This window comes from Enterobacter sp. 120016 (assembly GCF_018383635.1).
GTDB classification, from domain to species: Bacteria; Pseudomonadota; Gammaproteobacteria; order Enterobacterales; family Enterobacteriaceae; genus Enterobacter; species Enterobacter asburiae_D.
This window is the reverse complement of record NZ_JAHAWC010000001.1, coordinates 258,267-275,335: the sequence shown is the minus strand read 5'-3', so window position 1 is coordinate 275,335 and position 17,069 is coordinate 258,267. Positions and strand designations below refer to the sequence as shown.

The window sequence follows — 17,069 nt, the reverse complement described above, 5'->3', positions numbered from 1 at the left end:
TGCTATAACTAATTGAATTAAATGATAAAGTGAATGATATCAATGGGTTGGAAAAATCAGCGTAGCTTATTCAGGTTGTATTGTTCTTTTTTGTTAATCTCTTGATTCTCTTGCATTTAGTACTACCTTCGGAGCCAGCAGGGGCAAAAATTGTATGCCGCGTATGGTACGGATTCCGGCGGCGAATACCAGCACGTTTTACAGCGGGGTTATATCTGGCGTTGCTACGCGCTGTCAGCGTGCGCTGTGGTTTCAAGACCTATAGCATCTTACTCGTCCTGGTTTTCCATATTTGTTATATGACGGCAGGGAACTTATATGGCATAAGACTATTAAACGATTATCAAAAGGAAAGACGTTATGTCGCTTTATGACCTCAAAACTGAAGCACTTGCATTACCGGAGACCTGGCACTCTCAAGTATTAGGCCGCATTGGAACTGCGAATCTCAAAGTTTTACGAATGGATGAACGCTCAGTGATTGAAGAGGTTCATGAGTATGACGAGGGGCTACTGGTCATTGATGGACGTCTGGAGCTGAGCGTGAAAGGTAAAAAAATCTCTGTAACGTCTGGACAGCTTTATGTAGCCAAAGCTGGCACTCCCCATACTGTAGAAACAGGCAGTTTTGGCACACTGGTTATCATTGATTTACCAGAAGCGGAAGCGGGCTCACTTTAAGCGCGGCTTGCGATGAGGTCACAGATTGTCAGGATTGTTCGACGTGCTGATCCAAACTTTAATCAAACTCAACGTTATCAACCCCATCACAACGGCAACAGTGGTTACTACAATATAAGATGTCATAAAATAATCTTTTCTGGTAAAGGTCTTCATTCGACTCATTTCTTTTGCATTAGTTCCTGCAAAGAGCAAAATTTTAATGAAAAGAAGTGTCGGGTTTTAGTCTGTGTTATGTAAATAAAAGCGAGGAGGGGTGTGATTATAGGTTTTAAAAAAACGCCTGCATTTAGCAGGCTTTAATAGTAAGACCTTTTTATTATTTTAATTCAAAAGATAAATCCTAAAGGTGCTCTCTGAAAATACTGGCGATTTTACTGAGATTTAGCCGGAAACGCATATCACAAATGGTTTTTTGCGGCATCAAGTATCTTCTGAGAGGTGAGTTCTCTATCAGAGGCAACGTAGACAAAGCTGCGATCTCCGGTTAAAGATGGGAAACCAGCAGACATAATCTGAAGGTATATTTCTTCTCCATCCGGATACTCCTGCCTTACGGACGTAACGCCTTGTTGTACCGTGACAACTTTACCAGGCTTCCCATTGAAAAAAACGATGACATTCTTCATAAACCACCCTGTGTTTTTTGAGAACATACGAAAACTAAAGCAAGCATTTTTTAGCTTTAACGTGTATTGTGGCAGTCCGTAAAATCAGGAGATGCCTATGTCTGGACGTAAAAATACACAATCCCATCGAAATCATTTAGTCAAATGTTCATGCCCAAATTGCTCTAAAGATTCAGAGCATAGTTTTAATCGCGTGCAAAAGGGCGCTCAACTTGTCTGCCCGTACTGCCACGCTTTGTTTAAATCTACTCAACGATTCTAAACCAAAGTAGTTGACAAAATGAGTTAGCTTTGAGTTTTAGACCACTCATGCAGCAGTTCTGTACTTCATCACATTGGTAGCGCACTCGTTAAGAAAATATGCTGGCTGTTGATTAGAATAACAGTCATATTATCCAGGGCCCGTTTACTTAAGACAGCTTTTTGGTAATCACGGGCCATTGATAATATTATCTATCCAGAAGAATGACATTGGCAGCAGCAGGGCCTTTATCGCCGCTTAGAATCGCAAATTCGACCTTCTGGCCTTCAAATAGTGTATTAAAGCTTTCTCCCTGCAGGGCAGAGAAATGAACAGAAACATCCTTACTGCCATCAAGTGGGGAGATAAAACCAAAGCCTTTATCTTCATTAAACCACTTAACCAGACCTTGAATTCTTGAAGACATAAATACTCCTTTTAAAGACTCTTTAAATGATAAGAAGTGACAAAACGTATGGACTCAAAAGGAGGGGATATCAGCGATAGCGCCTGGTTATGAGGACTGCCTGGTAAAATAGTGTATTCGGTATTGCATCGAACTAACTAAATCATTAAGGCACGGACTGAGTTGATAAGCAAACGTTATTTTAGCCATCCGGGCGGCTGCCTTGGCGCGCTTCCAGTCACGTTGAATCTGCTTCAATTCTCGATAAAAAGTCCTCGGCTCTATGTTCTTCTTTGCGAATCCGGGGCCGGAAAAAGAACTGCGCGCATTGACCTTGTGAATATATTTTGATTAGGCTATGTGTGTCCAGCACCACGCTTTTTCTTAAAATTTTTATCCCATTGGAAGGGTTTTACGTGTTCAAACTTAATTCATCTCTACTGGCCATTCTCCTGCTGTCAGGTTGTAGTTCTGATCTGGTTCTCAGTCCACCTCAACAACCCGAATACAAGGCTATGCCAGAAATAACCCAGTCTGTGACGCCATCACAGCAGCGTGCAATCATGGCTGGCGAGAGGCCTGACTGGTCAGAAAGAACGCCAGTCAACGCTACAAAGCGCTATTAATAAAAACGTCTCCGCAGGGCTGCCATTCGGTGGCCTTTTTGTTTCCCCTCGATTATGTCGTTTATTGCGCCGTGGGAGCAGAACAACTATTCGGGTCTGAACGAAAATTTTCGACACCTGATATGGTAATTATTACGTTATCTACCATGATTAAGACGATGACAATTCAATCACTTCAGCATCGTTGAAGCGGTTACTTTACTCTAACCGAGAACCCTAAATGCGCCATGCATCTATCCCCGTAGCTGCAGCCACGGCAATATTTTTGCTGGGCGTTTTTATCATCAATTTACAGGTTTGGTATTCTGCACGGGCTGACAGCCTTGCAGGGGCGCACTATGTTGTGCGGAACATGAATGTCATTCTTAAAGAAGCTCGTCATGCAACTCAGCTGGCGAAGCAACTTGCTGAGAATGAGTGTGATGCTGAAGGACAATATCGGCTCGGCACCGAGGCTGCATTACAGCCTCACCTCAGAACGATCATTATTCTGAAAAATGATGCGGTCTGGTGCTCTTCTTTACCAGGAAACCGCGTGTTGTTGGTCAACAGCGCGGTGCTACCAGAATCATCATTGCTGCTCGTCCCTGCGGGAAGTACCGTCAACGGCCTGCCTGTGCTCTTATACCAGACAAATCACGCCGGAAGTCGAATCATCGTAAGCATCAGCGATAGCCATATCCGGGGTGCACTGGATATGCCATTAAATGGCGTTGAATATTCACTTCGAGTAGGCAATACCCTTTTGGGTATGTCAGGCGATGTGGTGACGGCAGGCCATTCGAAGAAAGAGGTATTGACGGTAAAAGCCTCTAATTATCCTTACGAGATACAGTTTAACTCTCCAGTCCTTTTCAGCCTTAAGAGATTATTTAATCGAGCCGGCGGCGTGGTGTTATTCCTGCTGATAATATCGTCTCTTTCTGCTTATATACTTCAGCGATATCTGTCAAAAGATGTTTCACCAGAAGAATCACTGCGTACCGCCATTTACAGAAATGAAATTACGCCCTATTACCAACCCGTTGTTAGCGGCAGGGAGGGAACTTTGCGAGGTGTGGAAGTGCTGGCCAGATGGAAGCATCCGCAGTCAGGATTTATTTCTCCCGCATCCTTCATTCCTCTTGCTGAAAAATCGGGTTTAATTATTCCTCTGACTCAGAGCCTAATGAAACAGGTTGCAAAACAAATGAACTCTATTTCAACATTGCTGCCAGAAGGGTTTCATATAGGGATTAACTTCAGCGCTTCTCATATCGTTGCGTCCACCTTTGTGGAAGAGTGTCTCCACTACAAACACAGTTTTATTCAACAGGATCTTAACCTTGTTATTGAGGTAACCGAGCGCGAACCGCTCCACATCGATGAACATCTCGTCAGGACGCTGAATGAGCTGCATAACAACGGATTTGCCATTGCGCTGGATGATTTTGGCACGGGATATTCCGGTCTATCGTACCTGCAAGAACTGCATATTGATTACATTAAAATCGACCAAAGTTTTGTTGCCAGGGTTAACGCCAATGAGGACTCAACCCTGATCCTGGATTCGGTACTGGAACTGGCAAAAAAACTTTCAATTAGTATTGTGGCGGAAGGGGTTGAGACACAAGATCAACTTGATTACCTCATCCGCAATAACATCCGTTTTTTACAGGGGTTCTTCTTCTACAAACCTCTACCTTACAAGGAGCTGGTCAAAGTCCTCTTGTCGAAGCCTAAAGTTAAAGTGAGGGTGGAGTGAGGTTTATCCAGCACATGACTAAGATAGGGTATAATGCGTCTTCCAAAACCGCTCAACAACCCAGTGACGCATTCAATGACCCTCAATCGCTTTTGTTACTTACTCTTGATTTTCGCTGCGATCGGCAGCCTTTTATCGTCGAATCCTGTGGTCGTGTGGTTTCTGCTGATCAATGTGCTGACGATAGTCATATATGGTGCCGATAAAATGGCGGCTCGTAAGGGGATGCGCAGGGTTCCGGAAGCGACGTTGCTGGTATTTGGCGTGACCGGAGGCTGGCCTGGCGCCATTGCGGGGCAACAGCTCTTTCGCCATAAAACGCAAAAGCAGCCTTTCAAGACCTATTTTTTCATCAGCATTGTCGTCAGCATCGCCGTGATGGCGGCGGTTTACCATTTATCGGCTTATTCTCCCTTATATTAATCCCTCGGTTACTGCCAATAGTAGTAGGACTATTCTTAAGGGGTTGCTGTTTTTTGCACAATCTGAATAATACGTGCAACAACACGGACGACAACATCCCATGAAAATAGAATCTATTATGCTGGCAGTGCTGGTGGTCTTTTCTGCGCCTTCCTGGTCCGCTTTTCAGGAGCGGGAATATAATACCTGGTATATGAAAAATGCGGTGCTCTACGATATGACGCAGACCTCGGCAGGTTATCCCGTCCTGGTGAGCGTATCCCAGCCTGGAAGGAAATCCGCTAATTTGCTCGTGTCATATATTACGGAAGGACGCTGTGGTGAGAATAATCTGCCGCTAAATGTGAATGGTAAAGTGCTGCCCGCAAAATATAATTGTGTCCAGATAGGGCAAAACAGAATTGAGCATTTTTCAGTGGTGGATGCGGAAAGCGTCAATGGCATGGTGATGCACCTGAAATCTGATTTCACTATTCTCCTGCAAAATGATATTAAAATTTGGGCGGCAAATATCAAAACGCCAAAATATGGACTGGCACCGAGATTCTAACTATGAAATGCCTGTATTACGACAGGCATTTTTTTGGGATGTAACGCAATCATTTCTAAGTTAATAGTTTTAATGCATTACTAATCAATATAAAGGGTAAGTGGCCCTGGTTTTTTACGTATTTAAATGGACTGTATGCTAAACGGTACAAAACCGCATAAATAATCCTTTCTGACGTTATGGATAAAGCGCATTACCAGACTTACGCTTGCTAGCGGCGTTTTAGTTGTTCAACACATCCTTACTGGTAAGGAGCAGAAAATGTCGCAACGTAATAGTCTGGATTTACTAAGCCGTAAAGAAGGAATGTGTCTGTTAGAGCAAAGCATGGGTTTTGTCTGGCAGGCAGCGCTTCGGGCGGTCGCGGTATTAGGCGTCGCAGATCGTCTGGTTGAAGGAAAAAAATCCGTCAAGCAACTGGCGAAGGAGTTGAATGTTGACGTCGACTATCTTCATCGAATCATGCGATTATTGTCCTCTCGTGGAGTTTTCAACGAATTATCTGAAGCTGAATACAGTCTCAGCCATTCAGCACAATTCCTCTGTTCTGAGCATGAATTTTCCTTGCGCGCGGCGGTGCTCATGCTAACAGACCAAACATTCTGGCAGCCAGCGGCTAAAATGGATGAGATATTGCAAGGCAAACCTGTTTTTAACGAATTGTTTGGTAAGCCTTTTTACGACTACTGGCAGCATGACGATAGGGGGCCTGACAGCAACGTTTTTCATGCCGGTATGGCCTCTATGTCATCCGTAGAGAATGAAGTCATCGCAGATAGCTATTCATTCCCTCAAAACGCTGTCGTTGCCGATATCGCCGGTGGGCTGGGTAATTTATTGCTGACCGTTTTACGTCGAAATCCGACCTTAACGGGGATCCTTTTCGATCAAAAAGACGTGCTTGAGCGGAATAGACTGCACCTGTTAAAGGATAATCGTCGATGGGAGACCGTTGAGGGCAGCTTTTTTGAAGCCTGTCCTGTAGCGGACATTTACCTGCTTAAGTATATTTTGATGGATTGGCCTGATGAGAAGGCCATTCAGATCCTTCAATGCTGCAGAAAGGCTATGAAAGAAAACGCCCGACTATTAATTTTTGAGCCGCTTATTAAAAAAGAAAATAATGAGCTGGGACGATTCGAAATTGACCTTCTTCTGTTAACAAGCTTTGATGGGGGGCGGGCACGAACAGAGTCTGCGTATCAGGCCTTGTTTGAGCTGACCAATCTGAAGTTGAACAAAATAATAGACACCCACTCGTATCTGTCAATTTTAGAAGTCGTACCTGTCTGAACTGTTTAAATAATATTCACAGAGCATGTGCCCCGCATTCCGTTTTACCGTATTCCTGCTACGCTTGTTTGTTGTACCAGGAGCATGAATATGAAAAACAAAGATGAACAAACCGGATTAGTGGGGCTGGCGATTGGGGCCGCCGTTATTGGGCTGGTTTCAGCGCAAAAACCGATCCACCGCAACAGTATTGTCGATGAGCTGGTCAGGCTCGGGAGGCAAAAAGGTGATGGTGTAGAAGACGAGGTTTTCGTGAAAGCCGCCGAGCTGGTGAGAAAAGGGGTATAGCCTATGGCTGAAAGACGTAATGCGAAGTGCCATTGCGGCGCGGTGGCATTCACCGTTGAGCTTACCGATGGCATGAACACCGCGCGGCGCTGCAGCTGTTCTTTTTGTCGAATGCGAGGCGCGGTCGTCGTCTCTGCGCCGCTGTCGGGGATTACGGTGACCAAAGGTGAGGATAAGCTCACCGAGTATCGCTTTAACACGGGAACGGCACGGCATTTCTTTTGCTCGGTGTGCGGAATTTACACGTTCCACCAGCGGCGTTCTAATCCTAATGAATACGGCGTGAACGTCGCCTGTTTTGAAAGCGTTTCTCCGTTTGATTTCCCGCAGGTAACCGTGATGGACGGCGTCAACCATCCCACGGATGGGGAAAGTGGAGTATTTGGCTATCTCACTTTTCGCGAGAAAGGGAAAGAGCAGGCATGATTGCCGCCTGGCCACTCTTTAATCAGCCTGGCTATAGTGGAAAGTGGTTATCTGAAACAGGAGAAACTATGCTCTGTGTTGAAAAAGACGATCCGCGTGAGGCCCCTGAATCAGGTGATAAAAAGCCTCAGCCTGTGAAAAAATAACGCGAGGTATGCGTTTACCCGCCACCGGCACTGCTGGTGGCTTTTTATTTCCCCGTAAACCCTGTTAACTGCCATCCAGATGGTTTAACAGCGCGCCGAGATGCCCGACAATATCACCAAAATCAAAAATTAACGCCATCCACAGCACGGCTAAAAGGGTAAGTACAGCAAGGGATACACGACCAAACAACGCTGTAATCCTTAGTGATGAAAGGGCTATCACCTGAGTTTAACCAGCTTTCTTTCAACTTACCCTCAACCAATCCCTTTCTGAAACTGTCTTTTGTGACGGACTTCAAAAAATGGGTGAGCCCGCATCATAATGCGGGCTCGGATAATCAGAACTGGTAAACCAGACCTAACGCTACGACGTCATCGGTGCCGATTCCGTTGTTTTTGTAGAAGCTGTCATCTTCATCCAGCAGGTTGATTTTGTAATCAACGTAGGTGGACATGTTTTTGTTGAAGTAGTAGGTCGCGCCTACGTCAGCGTATTTAACCAGATCCCGATCGCCCTGACCGTTGCCCAGGTCCTTACCTTTAGACTGCAGGTAGGAAAGGGTTGGACGCAGGCCGAAGTCAAACTGGTACTGTGCGGTCACTTCGAAGTTCTGGGTTTTGTTCGCTACGGCGTCGGTGTTATCACCATACGGGGTCATATTGCGGGTTTCAGAATACATTGCCGCCAGGTAGATGTTATTGGCGTCATATTTCAGACCCGCAGTCCATGCATCCGCTTTGTCACCACCCGCTGTGGTATTCATCACCTGCTCGTTGGTACGGTCAGAAGAGGTGTAGGCGGCACCCGCAGTAATCCCCATGCCGAAGTCATAGGTAGTAGAGATACCGAAGCCATCACCATTCTCGTGACGCGTGTCGCGACCGTTGTTGGTGCCTTCCTGATTGTTGCTGGCATCTTCATTCTTGCCCTGATACTGCAGCGCAAAGTTCAGACCCTGCACCAGACCATAGAAGTCGGTGTTACGGTAGGTTGCCACGCCGTTTGCGCGGCCCGTCATGAAGTTGTCTGCTTTGGTGTAGGAGTCGCCGCCGAACTCAGGCAGCATATCGGTCCAGCCTTCCACGTCGTACAGCACGCCATAGTTACGACCGTAATCGAAGGAACCGTAGTCGCCCACCTTCACACCGGCGAAGGCCAGACGCGTCCAGGACTGGTTATCAGACCCTTCGGTGTTGTTGGCCTGAATGTTGTATTCCCACTGCGCGTAGCCGTTCATCATGTTGTTGATCTGGGTTTCGCCTTTGAAGCCCAGACGCATATAGGTTTGATCTCCGTCAGCGCCTTTATCGTCGGAGAAATAGTGCAGACCATCTACTTTTCCGTACAGATCTAATTTGTTACCGTCTTTATTATAAATTTCTGCTGCATGTGCAGAGCCAGCCATTAACAGAGCCGGAATCATCAGAGCCAGTACTTTTCTTTGCATTGTGATATTCCTTTGCAGTTGTTTTTATTTAATTACCTGTTGAACTTTCAGAATGAGAAAGTTGTCTCATGCTAAATCACTCCTGTGTAAGAGTAATAAAATATAATTGTTACGAACTAAGTAAAATCTAAACCGAATAAATCGGCGGAAATGATCATTGATTTGATGAATGATTTAAAGATAAGTATATTAAATTGAAATTATTAATCAGGCGTTAATTAAGGTAATCTTGCTGGCGTTATATGCCTTTAAGATGATTCATCCATAATTAACATGAATGCTATTAAGGAAACTTAATAGATATTCATTGATTATCTGGATTCGCCCGGTGTGAATACACCGGGCTTTTTTATGGCAAAAAAATGCCCGGACAGGCCGGGCAGAGGAACTAGTCGCTGGTCGGTTTTTCGGCTTTACCCGCCATTTGCGCCAGGAAGTCATAGCGTTTTTGCAGGTCAGCTGCAGCGTCTTTCCAGAGCTGTTCGGCCACTTCCGGCTGCTGCGCGTTAAGGCGACGGAAGCGTTGTTCCTGCATTAACGTCTCGGCCAGAGCATCTGACGGCGGACGCGAATCCAGCGCCAGCGGTAATTTACCCTCGTCAGCACGACGCGGGTCGAACCGGTACAGCGGCCAGAAGCCGGTCGCGGTCAGCTGACGCATCTGGTCGTGGCTGAGCGCCAGGTCGTAGCCATGCTCTTCGCAAGGGCTGTAGGCAATGATCAGCGACGGGCCTGGATACGCCTCCGCTTCCTGAATGGCTTTTACCGTCTGGTTAAGCTGGGCTCCCAGCGAGATTTGCGCGACGTAAACGTGGCCGTACATCATCATGCTCACACCGAGATCTTTGCGCGCCTTGCGTTTACCGTGTTCACCGAATTTCGTCACGGCGCCTAACGGCGTGGCTTTCGATGCCTGCCCACCGGTATTGGAATAACACTGCGTATCCAGAACCAGGATGTTGACGTTTTCGGTCAGGCTCAACACGTGATCCAGTCCGCCAAAGCCGATGTCGTAGGCCCAGCCGTCGCCGCCAATCAGCCAGATCGATTTTTCGACCAGGGCGTCAGCATCGGTCAGCAGCTGTTCAGCTCCCGCCACGCCCTGAAGCACGCGACGCAGCTCGGCAACCTGCTCACGACGTTCTTCTGGCGTCGCGTCCGCATGAAGCGCGTCATTGAGCTCAGCAGGGATCTGCCCGGCAAACTGCTCCAGCAGGCGCATCACGCGCGCGCGGTGCTGGTCGACGGTCAGGCGGAAGCCCAGTCCGAATTCGGCGTTATCCTCGAATAACGAGTTTGCCCACGCCGGACCGCGACCATTCGCGTCGGTGGTGTACGGAGTGGAAGGCAGATTACCGCCATAAATTGAGGAACAGCCGGTTGCGTTGGCAATCAGCATCCGGTCACCGTACAGCTGGGTAAGCAGCTTGATATACGGCGTCTCACCGCAGCCGGAGCAGGCCCCGGAGTACTCAAACAGCGGCGTAATCAGCTGTGAAGTACGAATATCAATACGTTCCAGTTTGCTACGATGGATTTCCGGCAGATTCAGGAAGAAGTCATAGTTGACCTTCTCCTCTTCAACGTGCTCCAGACGCGACATCATATTGATGGCTTTGATCTCCGGATCCTGCCTGTCTTTCGCCGGACACACCTCGACGCAAAGGTTACAGCCGGTGCAATCTTCCGGCGCGACCTGCAGAACGTATTTCTGTCCGCGCATATCACGAGATTTCACATCCAGTGAATGCAGGCTGGCCGGCGCGGCTTCCATCTCTTCCGGTGACACCACTTTGGCGCGAATAGCAGAGTGCGGGCAGGCCGCAACGCAGTGGTTGCACTGGGTACACAGCTCTTCTTTCCAGATGGGGATCGCTTCGGCAATGTTACGTTTTTCCCAGCGCGTGGTGCCCATCGGCCAGGTGCCATCCGGCGGGAGCGCAGAGACGGGCAGGGCATCGCCCAGACCGGCCAGCATCGCCGCCGTCACGGTCTTAACGAAATCAGGCGCCTCATCGGACACCACCGGAGGGCGATTCGGACTTGCGGCATTCACCGGCTGCAGCGGTACCTCAAACAGCGATTCGCGCGCCAGCGCCAGCGCCTGCCAGTTTCGCTCGACCAGTTCCTGGCCCTTGCTGCTGTAGCTTTTGGCAATCGCACCCTGCAGTTCCACCAGCGCGCTGTCGCCCGGCAGGATATTGGTTAGATGGAAGAAAGCCATTTGCATTACGGTATTAATACGCGCAGCAAGGCCACATTCTCGGGCAATTTTTGCGGCGTTGACCACATAGAAACGGGCTTTTTTCTGGTTCAGCACCGCCTGAACTTCCTGCGGCAGCCGCGCCCAGACTTCGTCCGCGCTGTAAGGCGTATTGAGGAGGAAAATACCGCCGGGCTTCAGGCGCTCGGCCATCTGGTATTTATCGATAAACTGCAGCTGGTGGCAGCCAACAAAATCAGCCTGAGAAATAAGATACGCGGAGCGGATGGGCTGTTCGCTCACGCGCAGGTGGGAAACGGTCAGGCCGCCTGCTTTTTTGGAGTCGTAAACGAAGTACCCCTGGGCGTACCACGGCGTTGAGTTGCCGATGATTTTGATGTTGTTTTTAGTCGCGGATACGCTGCCGTCGCTGCCCAGACCATAGAACAGCGCCTCAAGTTTGGCGGTCGAGGGCAGGGTATTATCCGGTAACGACAGGGACAGGTTTGTCACATCATCATAAATGCCGACGGTAAAGCGCGGCTTGGGCTTCGCTTCGCTTAACTCGCTGAATACCGCCAGCACGCAGTCTGGCCCAAACTCCTTGGAGGACAAACCATAGCGACCCCCGATCACGCGCGGCAGCGTTTCACGTTCGCCCTGATTAAAGGCTTCAGCCAGGGCGGTCATCACATCCAGATAGAGGGGTTCCGCCTGTGCGCCAGGCTCTTTGGTACGGTCGAGCACCGCCACAGCGCGGGCGCTTTCAGGCAGAGCCGAAAGCAAATGTTTAGCCGAGAAAGGACGATAGAGACGCACTTTAAGCACGCCAACTTTTTCGCCGCGCGTCAGCAGCTCGTCAACCACCTCTTCACACGTCCCAATGGCTGACCCCATCAGCACAATGACCCGTTCCGCCTGCGGATGGCCGTAGTACTCAAACGGTTTGTACTCCCGGCCGGTCGCGGCGGCAAAGTCATTCATTGCCTGCTCAACATGGTCGTAAACCGCGTTGTACCAGGGGTTCGTGGCCTCGCGGGACTGGAAATAGGTATCCGGGTTGGCCGATGTCCCGCGAATAACCGGGTGTTCAGGATTCAGAGCCCGGGCGCGATGCGCGTCGATTTCCGCCTGCGGCAGCAGATTCAGGATAGTATCGTCGGCCAGCGGGACGATTTTGTTGATTTCGTGAGAGGTGCGGAAACCATCAAAGAAGTGAATAAACGGCACGCGGCTTTTGAGCGTGGCGATATGCGAAATTAAGGCAAAGTCCTGCGCTTCCTGAACGCTGCTGGCGCATAGCATCGCGCAGCCGGTCTGGCGCACGGCCATCACGTCAGAGTGATCGCCAAAGATAGAGAGCGCGTGGGTGGCAACGGTACGCGCGGCAACGTGCAGAACGAAGGGCGTCAGCTGACCGGCGAGTTTGTACAGCGTTGGGATCATTAACAACAATCCCTGAGAAGAGGTAAACGACGTGGAAAGCGCGCCGGTCTGAAGCGCACCGTGTACCGTGGCAATCGCCCCGGCTTCAGACTGCATTTCAACCACTCTTGGGACATCGCCCCAGACGTTTTTTAACCCGTTACCCGCCCATGCATCTGCCTGCTCGGCCATGGTAGAACTTGGCGTAATCGGGTAGATGGCGATAACTTCACTGGTGCGAAACGCGACTGAGGCAACTGCACCATTACCGTCAATAGTTTGCATAGGACAACACCCTTACATTGCGCAAAAAATAGGGGCCTGTATTACGGCAACAAACCCTGAATATTATCTGTGTATTCTAGCAAATGCAGGATTTAACGATTTTCGCTTTTGTGTCCTTGGTATTCTCTCCATCAATGAGTAGATCAAACTTTTGGCGAAAAAATTGCGAGAAATTGTTTCTGGAGCGCATAAATACGCACTTCCGCTCTCGACGACACGGGATGTGATGCCTATTATGCATAGGTTTCGCATTATTCATGGGGGAGAGAGCATGCGCTCAGCATTTTTGGTAGGGTGTGCCGCATTATTGTTGTCGGCATGTAGCAGTGAGCCAGTCCAGCAGGCAACGGCAGCCCACGTGGCGCCGGGAATGAAGGCGGCGATGTCCAGTTCTGGCCAGGCCAACTGCGCAATGATTGGCGGTTCGCTGTCTGTCGCCCGCCAGCTTGATGGTTCTGCTATTGGGATGTGCGCTTTGCCAAACGGCAAACGCTGTAGTGAACAGTCGCTTGCCGTTGGAAGCTGCGGTAACTACTGATTATTCTGCACGCTTAAACATCAGCGTTTTATCGGCTGTCGCCAGGGTTAACTGGTCCTCAGTCAGGTCGACCTGCGCCCCTTTGCGCAGCATGTCGCTGATGGCCTGATCCAGCTCATTCAGCTGCGGTTCAGTACAGAGCTTGCGCGTCATGGCCAGCGTTTTAACCTTAAGCTCGCCTTCGGACAATTTCCCCTGTCCGTTGAAGCGGTTACACATCTGGCCAGAAACGCTGATGTTATTAACCAGGCTGATATCTGGCAGCGCGCTAAAACCAATCTCAGGTTGCGTTGTCGAGGTCTTCACGGCCTTACCGTTTACATTTTCCAGCACAAAGCGGTGGTTTTTAAGTTGCTCCGGCTGTACGGAGGCTTTACCCGGATTAACGCACCCGGTAAGGACAAGACTAATAACACTTAACGCAATGAGCTTTTTCATTTTTCTTCTCAAACTATAAATACTGTGAATCTTTTTCCAGTGTAACGATACTCTGCCGTGCGTTAATGGGGTTTATCTGAAAGTGCGGGGGGAAGTGCCGGGCAACGCAGCGGTTGCCCGGAATGGCGTTAATGCGATTTAAACCCTGCCGCCGTCATCAGCATACGGAAGAGCATACTGACAGCAGCCAGCGCCAGTACGCTGCCGCCCCAGATAACGGCCAGCCACAGTAATCTTTTCCAGACCGGTTGTTGCATCAGTGATAACCCTCCCCATGCTGAACTTTGCCGCGAAATACGTAGTAGCTCCAGAAGGTGTAGACCAGAATAACGGGAATGATCAACAGCGCGCCCACCAGCATAAAGCCCTGGCTTTGAGTCGGTGCGGCGGCCTGCCACAGGGTGATCGACGGCGGAATGATATGCGGCCAGATGCTGATCCCAAGCCCGCTAAAGCCGAGGAATATCAGCCCCAGCGTCAGGATAAACGGACGGCTATGGCTGTCGGGATTATTCAGGCAGCGCCACTGGTACAGGCTAAAAATCACCACCAGGGCGGGGACAGGCAGCAGATAAAACAGATTCGGCAGCGTAAACCAGCGCGCAGCGATGGCCGGTTGCGCCAGCGGCGTCCAGAGGCTGATGGCCGCAATAAACGCCAGCAGCACGATTAACAGCGTTTTCGAAACCTCACGCATCCGCTGCTGCAGCGCGTTTTCGCTTTTCATCACCAGCCAGGTAGAGCCTAACAGCGCGTAAGCCACCACCAGCCCCGCGCCGCAAAACAGGTTAAACGCGGTAAACCAGTCAAAGGGGCCGCCGGTATAGGCCCGACCGGTGACGGTAAAGCCGTTAATGACGGCGCCTACCGTCACGCCCTGGGTAAACGTTGCCAGAATTGAACCGCCTATAAACGCCTTATCCCAGAAGGGGCGGTGGGCCAGCGTGGCTTTAAAGCGAAACTCAAATGCCACCCCGCGGAAAATAAGTCCGATCAGCATTAACGTCAGCGGAATGGTGAGAGCATCAACGATCACCGCATACGCCAGCGGGAATGCGCCGAACAGTGCGGCACCGCCAAGCACCAGCCAGGTTTCATTTCCGTCCCAAACCGGCGCGACGCTGTTGACCATCACGTCGCGATCGTCGGCGTTTTGCGTTGCCGGGAACAGAATACCGATCCCCAGATCAAAACCGTCCATCACGATATACATCAGCGTGGCAAAGACGATAATGACAAACCAGATAATGGAAAGATCGATACCCATTATGGCTGCTCCTTATGTTCAGTTGTGACGGCAGAAAGCGGGCGCGCCGGACGTCCGTCGGACTCGGTGGCGAATGATTCATGCGGCTGCGGGCCTTTTCGGATGAGGCGCACCATATAGCTGTAACCCACGCCGAATACCGAGGTATAGACGACGAAGAAGGCCAGCAGGCTCACGCTCATGTGCAGGTCACCGTGGGCAGACACCGCATCCTTCGTTCGCTGGAGTCCGTAGACCACCCACGGCTGGCGGCCCACTTCGGTAGTGATCCACCCGGCCAGGATGGCAATCAGCCCGGTTGGCCCCATCAGCAGCGCAAACCACAGGAAAGGGCGCGACGAATACACGCGTTTTTTGTAGCGCAGCCAGAGTGCCGTCACTCCAAGCAGCAGCATCAGCATGCCCAGGCCCGCCATAATGCGGAATGACCAGAAGACGATGGTGGAATTCGGACGGTCTTCCTTCGGAAACTCTTTGAGGGCCGGAACCTGTTTATCCAGGCTGTGCGTCAGGATAAGACTCCCCAGCGCCGGGATCTCAAGCCCAAAGCGGGTGCGCTCCTGTTCCATATCCGGCCAGCCAAACAGCAGCAGCGGGGTAGGCTCGCCCGGGGGATTTTCCCAGTGGCCTTCAATGGCGGCAATCTTGGCGGGCTGGTGCTTTAAGGTGTTCAACCCGTGCATATCGCCAACCATGGCCTGGATGGGGGCGACAATCAGCGTCATCCACAGCGCCATCGAAAACATCGCGCGGATGGCAGGGGTATTATTCCCGCGCAGCAGATGCCATGCCGCCGATGCGCCCACAAACAGGGCGCTGCTGAGGAATGCGGCTATCGACATATGCAGCAGACGGTAAGGGAAGGAGGGGTTAAACACCACGGCGAACCAGTCCACCGGTACCACCTGACCGTTGACGATCTCATAGCCCTGCGGCGTCTGCATCCAGCTGTTCGATGAGAGGATCCAGAAGGTGGAGATAATGGTGCCCAGCGCCACCATGCAGGTGGCGAAGAAGTGCAGACCCGGCCCGACCTTGTTCCAGCCAAACAGCATCACGCCGAGGAACCCGGCTTCGAGGAAGAAGGCGGTGAGCACTTCATAGGTCAGCAGCGGGCCGGTAATGCTGCCCGCAAACTGTGAAAATCCGCTCCAGTTGGTGCCAAACTGGTAGGCCATCACCAGCCCGGAGACCACGCCCATGCCAAAGTTGACGGCAAAAATCTTCGACCAGAAATGGTACAGCGAGCGCCAGACCGGATTTTTTGTTTTCAGCCACAGCCCTTCGAGTACGGCAAGGTAGCTTGCGAGACCAATGGTGATGGCCGGGAAAATAATGTGAAAGGATACGGTAAAGGCAAACTGTATCCGTGCAAGGTGAAAAGCATCTAAACCAAACATGCACAGCCTCAATGTCAAACGGTGTGCTGTTATGGTATAGGGGCGAAGTTCGGACTATCAGACGCAGAAAAGTGATTTTTAACCATAACAGTTGGCATAAATCTCATGCTTTAACCATCTGATATACTTCGCGCTGAGGAATAAAAACTGTATTTTTATGATTTTTACGCATAAAACCGCTTGCTTTGTCGTCAGCGCCGTGCGTTAATGGTCTTCTGGTTTTGAGTCCAAATAAATATCTGACGTAGTTTTATAAAGCAGTTCTCATCACGTTGTGCCTCTCCGCAGCCTCTCTTGGGTCTTTATCTACTTTCCGATTCGTTTTGTTTAAAACCATTATTGCCCAATCGGCCCATTAGTAATTTACGTTTTACGTTTCAGGAGAATCCTATGACTTCTTATATCCATTTTCGCTGCCCATGCTGCCATGGCTCGCAGTACCGTACCTCAGTCTTTGACATGTCTGAGAAAAACCCACTCGGCGCGAAATGCATCTTTTGCAAATCGTCGATGATTACGCTCGATCACCTGGCCGCTGCGCGTCAGGCGCAAAGCCACGTTACCGAGTACCGTAAGTAATTCATTTCGCGAACTATAACAGTTAGCTAAATC

General features: G+C 50.0%; 21 protein-coding genes and 1 pseudogene. 11 read left to right on the top strand and 11 right to left on the bottom strand.

Annotated features, from left to right (window positions below):
- Positions 1-151: 151 nt before the first annotated feature.
- A pseudogene (locus KIF87_RS23540) lies at positions 152-220 on the bottom strand (hypothetical protein); the annotation flags it as partial.
- A 140-nt stretch (positions 221-360) separates the two neighbouring features.
- Between KIF87_RS23540 and KIF87_RS01300 the strand changes: the two are divergent.
- The gene (locus KIF87_RS01300; protein WP_213327665.1) at positions 361-681 is read left to right on the top strand and encodes a cupin domain-containing protein; all 321 of its coding nucleotides are present in this window, start codon (positions 361-363) and stop codon (positions 679-681) included.
- 18 nt (positions 682-699) lie between these two features.
- Here the strand turns inward: KIF87_RS01300 and KIF87_RS23535 are convergent, their stop codons facing one another.
- On the bottom strand, positions 700-807 hold the full coding sequence (locus KIF87_RS23535; protein ID WP_353511636.1) for a YnaM/YnfT family protein: 108 nt from the start codon (positions 805-807) through the stop codon (positions 700-702).
- A 275-nt stretch (positions 808-1,082) separates the two neighbouring features.
- Positions 1,083-1,310: a hypothetical protein gene (locus KIF87_RS01295; protein WP_029741521.1), complete on the bottom strand. Its 228-nt coding sequence runs from the start codon at positions 1,308-1,310 to the stop codon at positions 1,083-1,085.
- Positions 1,311-1,401: 91 nt separating this feature from the next.
- Between KIF87_RS01295 and KIF87_RS01290 the strand changes: the two genes are divergently transcribed.
- Complete coding sequence (locus KIF87_RS01290) at positions 1,402-1,572, top strand: YnfU family zinc-binding protein (protein ID WP_306432126.1); 171 nt, start codon at positions 1,402-1,404, stop codon at positions 1,570-1,572.
- A gap of 187 nt (positions 1,573-1,759) precedes the next feature.
- Here the strand turns inward: KIF87_RS01290 and KIF87_RS01285 are convergent, their stop codons facing one another.
- Positions 1,760-1,978, bottom strand: coding sequence for a cold shock domain-containing protein (locus KIF87_RS01285; protein WP_047647596.1), 219 nt, complete (start codon positions 1,976-1,978; stop codon positions 1,760-1,762).
- 825 nt (positions 1,979-2,803) lie between these two features.
- On the opposite strand from KIF87_RS01285, the gene pdeG reads away from it, so the two are divergent.
- The 7 genes from pdeG to KIF87_RS23195 all read left to right on the top strand — a co-directional run bounded on the left by pdeG (position 2,804) and on the right by KIF87_RS23195 (position 7,453).
- Positions 2,804-4,327: a cyclic di-3',5'-guanosine monophosphate phosphodiesterase PdeG gene (gene pdeG / locus KIF87_RS01280; protein ID WP_213327663.1), complete on the top strand. Its 1,524-nt coding sequence runs from the start codon at positions 2,804-2,806 to the stop codon at positions 4,325-4,327.
- Between the two features lie 75 nt (positions 4,328-4,402).
- The gene (locus KIF87_RS01275) at positions 4,403-4,750 is read left to right on the top strand and encodes a DUF1294 domain-containing protein (protein WP_213328010.1); all 348 of its coding nucleotides are present in this window, start codon (positions 4,403-4,405) and stop codon (positions 4,748-4,750) included.
- 100 nt (positions 4,751-4,850) lie between these two features.
- A complete protein-coding gene (locus KIF87_RS01270) occupies positions 4,851-5,300 on the top strand; it encodes a hypothetical protein (protein ID WP_213327662.1) in 450 nt (149 codons plus the stop codon).
- A 261-nt stretch (positions 5,301-5,561) separates the two neighbouring features.
- Entirely contained in the window at positions 5,562-6,593 is a 1,032-nt protein-coding gene (locus KIF87_RS01265; protein WP_213327661.1) for a methyltransferase, read from the top strand.
- A 90-nt stretch (positions 6,594-6,683) separates the two neighbouring features.
- A complete protein-coding gene (locus KIF87_RS01260) occupies positions 6,684-6,881 on the top strand; it encodes a hypothetical protein (RefSeq protein ID WP_023312007.1) in 198 nt (65 codons plus the stop codon).
- Between the two features lie 3 nt (positions 6,882-6,884).
- Positions 6,885-7,307 (top strand): GFA family protein, encoded by a 423-nt coding sequence (locus KIF87_RS01255; RefSeq protein ID WP_213327660.1) that lies wholly within the window; start codon positions 6,885-6,887, stop codon positions 7,305-7,307.
- Between the two features lie 68 nt (positions 7,308-7,375).
- On the top strand, positions 7,376-7,453 hold the full coding sequence (locus KIF87_RS23195; RefSeq protein WP_223239581.1) for a hypothetical protein: 78 nt from the start codon (positions 7,376-7,378) through the stop codon (positions 7,451-7,453).
- 64 nt (positions 7,454-7,517) lie between these two features.
- Here KIF87_RS23195 and KIF87_RS23385 read toward each other — a convergent pair whose 3' ends face one another.
- From KIF87_RS23385 to nifJ, 3 genes are all read right to left on the bottom strand, one after another.
- Positions 7,518-7,643, bottom strand: a complete 126-nt coding sequence (locus KIF87_RS23385) for a hypothetical protein (RefSeq protein WP_283771115.1) — start codon at positions 7,641-7,643, stop codon at positions 7,518-7,520.
- 148 nt (positions 7,644-7,791) lie between these two features.
- Positions 7,792-8,901, bottom strand: coding sequence for a porin OmpC (gene ompC / locus KIF87_RS01245; RefSeq protein WP_213327659.1), 1,110 nt, complete (start codon positions 8,899-8,901; stop codon positions 7,792-7,794).
- Positions 8,902-9,289: 388 nt separating this feature from the next.
- Positions 9,290-12,814, bottom strand: coding sequence for a pyruvate:ferredoxin (flavodoxin) oxidoreductase (nifJ, locus tag KIF87_RS01240; protein ID WP_213327658.1), 3,525 nt, complete (start codon positions 12,812-12,814; stop codon positions 9,290-9,292).
- Between the two features lie 271 nt (positions 12,815-13,085).
- Between nifJ and KIF87_RS01235 the strand changes: the two genes are divergently transcribed.
- The gene (locus KIF87_RS01235) at positions 13,086-13,352 is read left to right on the top strand and encodes a putative hemolysin (RefSeq protein WP_032658293.1); all 267 of its coding nucleotides are present in this window, start codon (positions 13,086-13,088) and stop codon (positions 13,350-13,352) included.
- Here the strand turns inward: KIF87_RS01235 and hslJ are convergent, their stop codons facing one another.
- From hslJ to KIF87_RS01215, 4 genes are all read right to left on the bottom strand, one after another.
- Positions 13,353-13,790, bottom strand: coding sequence for a heat shock protein HslJ (gene hslJ, locus KIF87_RS01230; RefSeq protein ID WP_213327657.1), 438 nt, complete (start codon positions 13,788-13,790; stop codon positions 13,353-13,355).
- A 128-nt stretch (positions 13,791-13,918) separates the two neighbouring features.
- Positions 13,919-14,047 (bottom strand): DUF2474 domain-containing protein, encoded by a 129-nt coding sequence (locus KIF87_RS01225; RefSeq protein WP_045354196.1) that lies wholly within the window; start codon positions 14,045-14,047, stop codon positions 13,919-13,921.
- On the bottom strand, positions 14,047-15,057 hold the full coding sequence (cydB, locus tag KIF87_RS01220) for a cytochrome d ubiquinol oxidase subunit II (RefSeq protein ID WP_213327656.1): 1,011 nt from the start codon (positions 15,055-15,057) through the stop codon (positions 14,047-14,049). Before cydB ends, KIF87_RS01225 begins: the two co-directional genes overlap by 1 nt.
- Positions 15,057-16,457, bottom strand: coding sequence for a cytochrome ubiquinol oxidase subunit I (locus KIF87_RS01215; protein ID WP_032647488.1), 1,401 nt, complete (start codon positions 16,455-16,457; stop codon positions 15,057-15,059). The genes cydB and KIF87_RS01215 overlap by 1 nt, the downstream gene beginning before the upstream one ends.
- Positions 16,458-16,847: 390 nt before the next feature.
- Here KIF87_RS01215 and ymcF point away from each other — a divergent pair, with 390 nt between their 5' ends.
- Positions 16,848-17,036, top strand: a complete 189-nt coding sequence (gene ymcF, locus KIF87_RS01210; protein WP_023335881.1) for a cold shock small protein YmcF — start codon at positions 16,848-16,850, stop codon at positions 17,034-17,036.
- Positions 17,037-17,069: the final 33 nt, after the last annotated feature.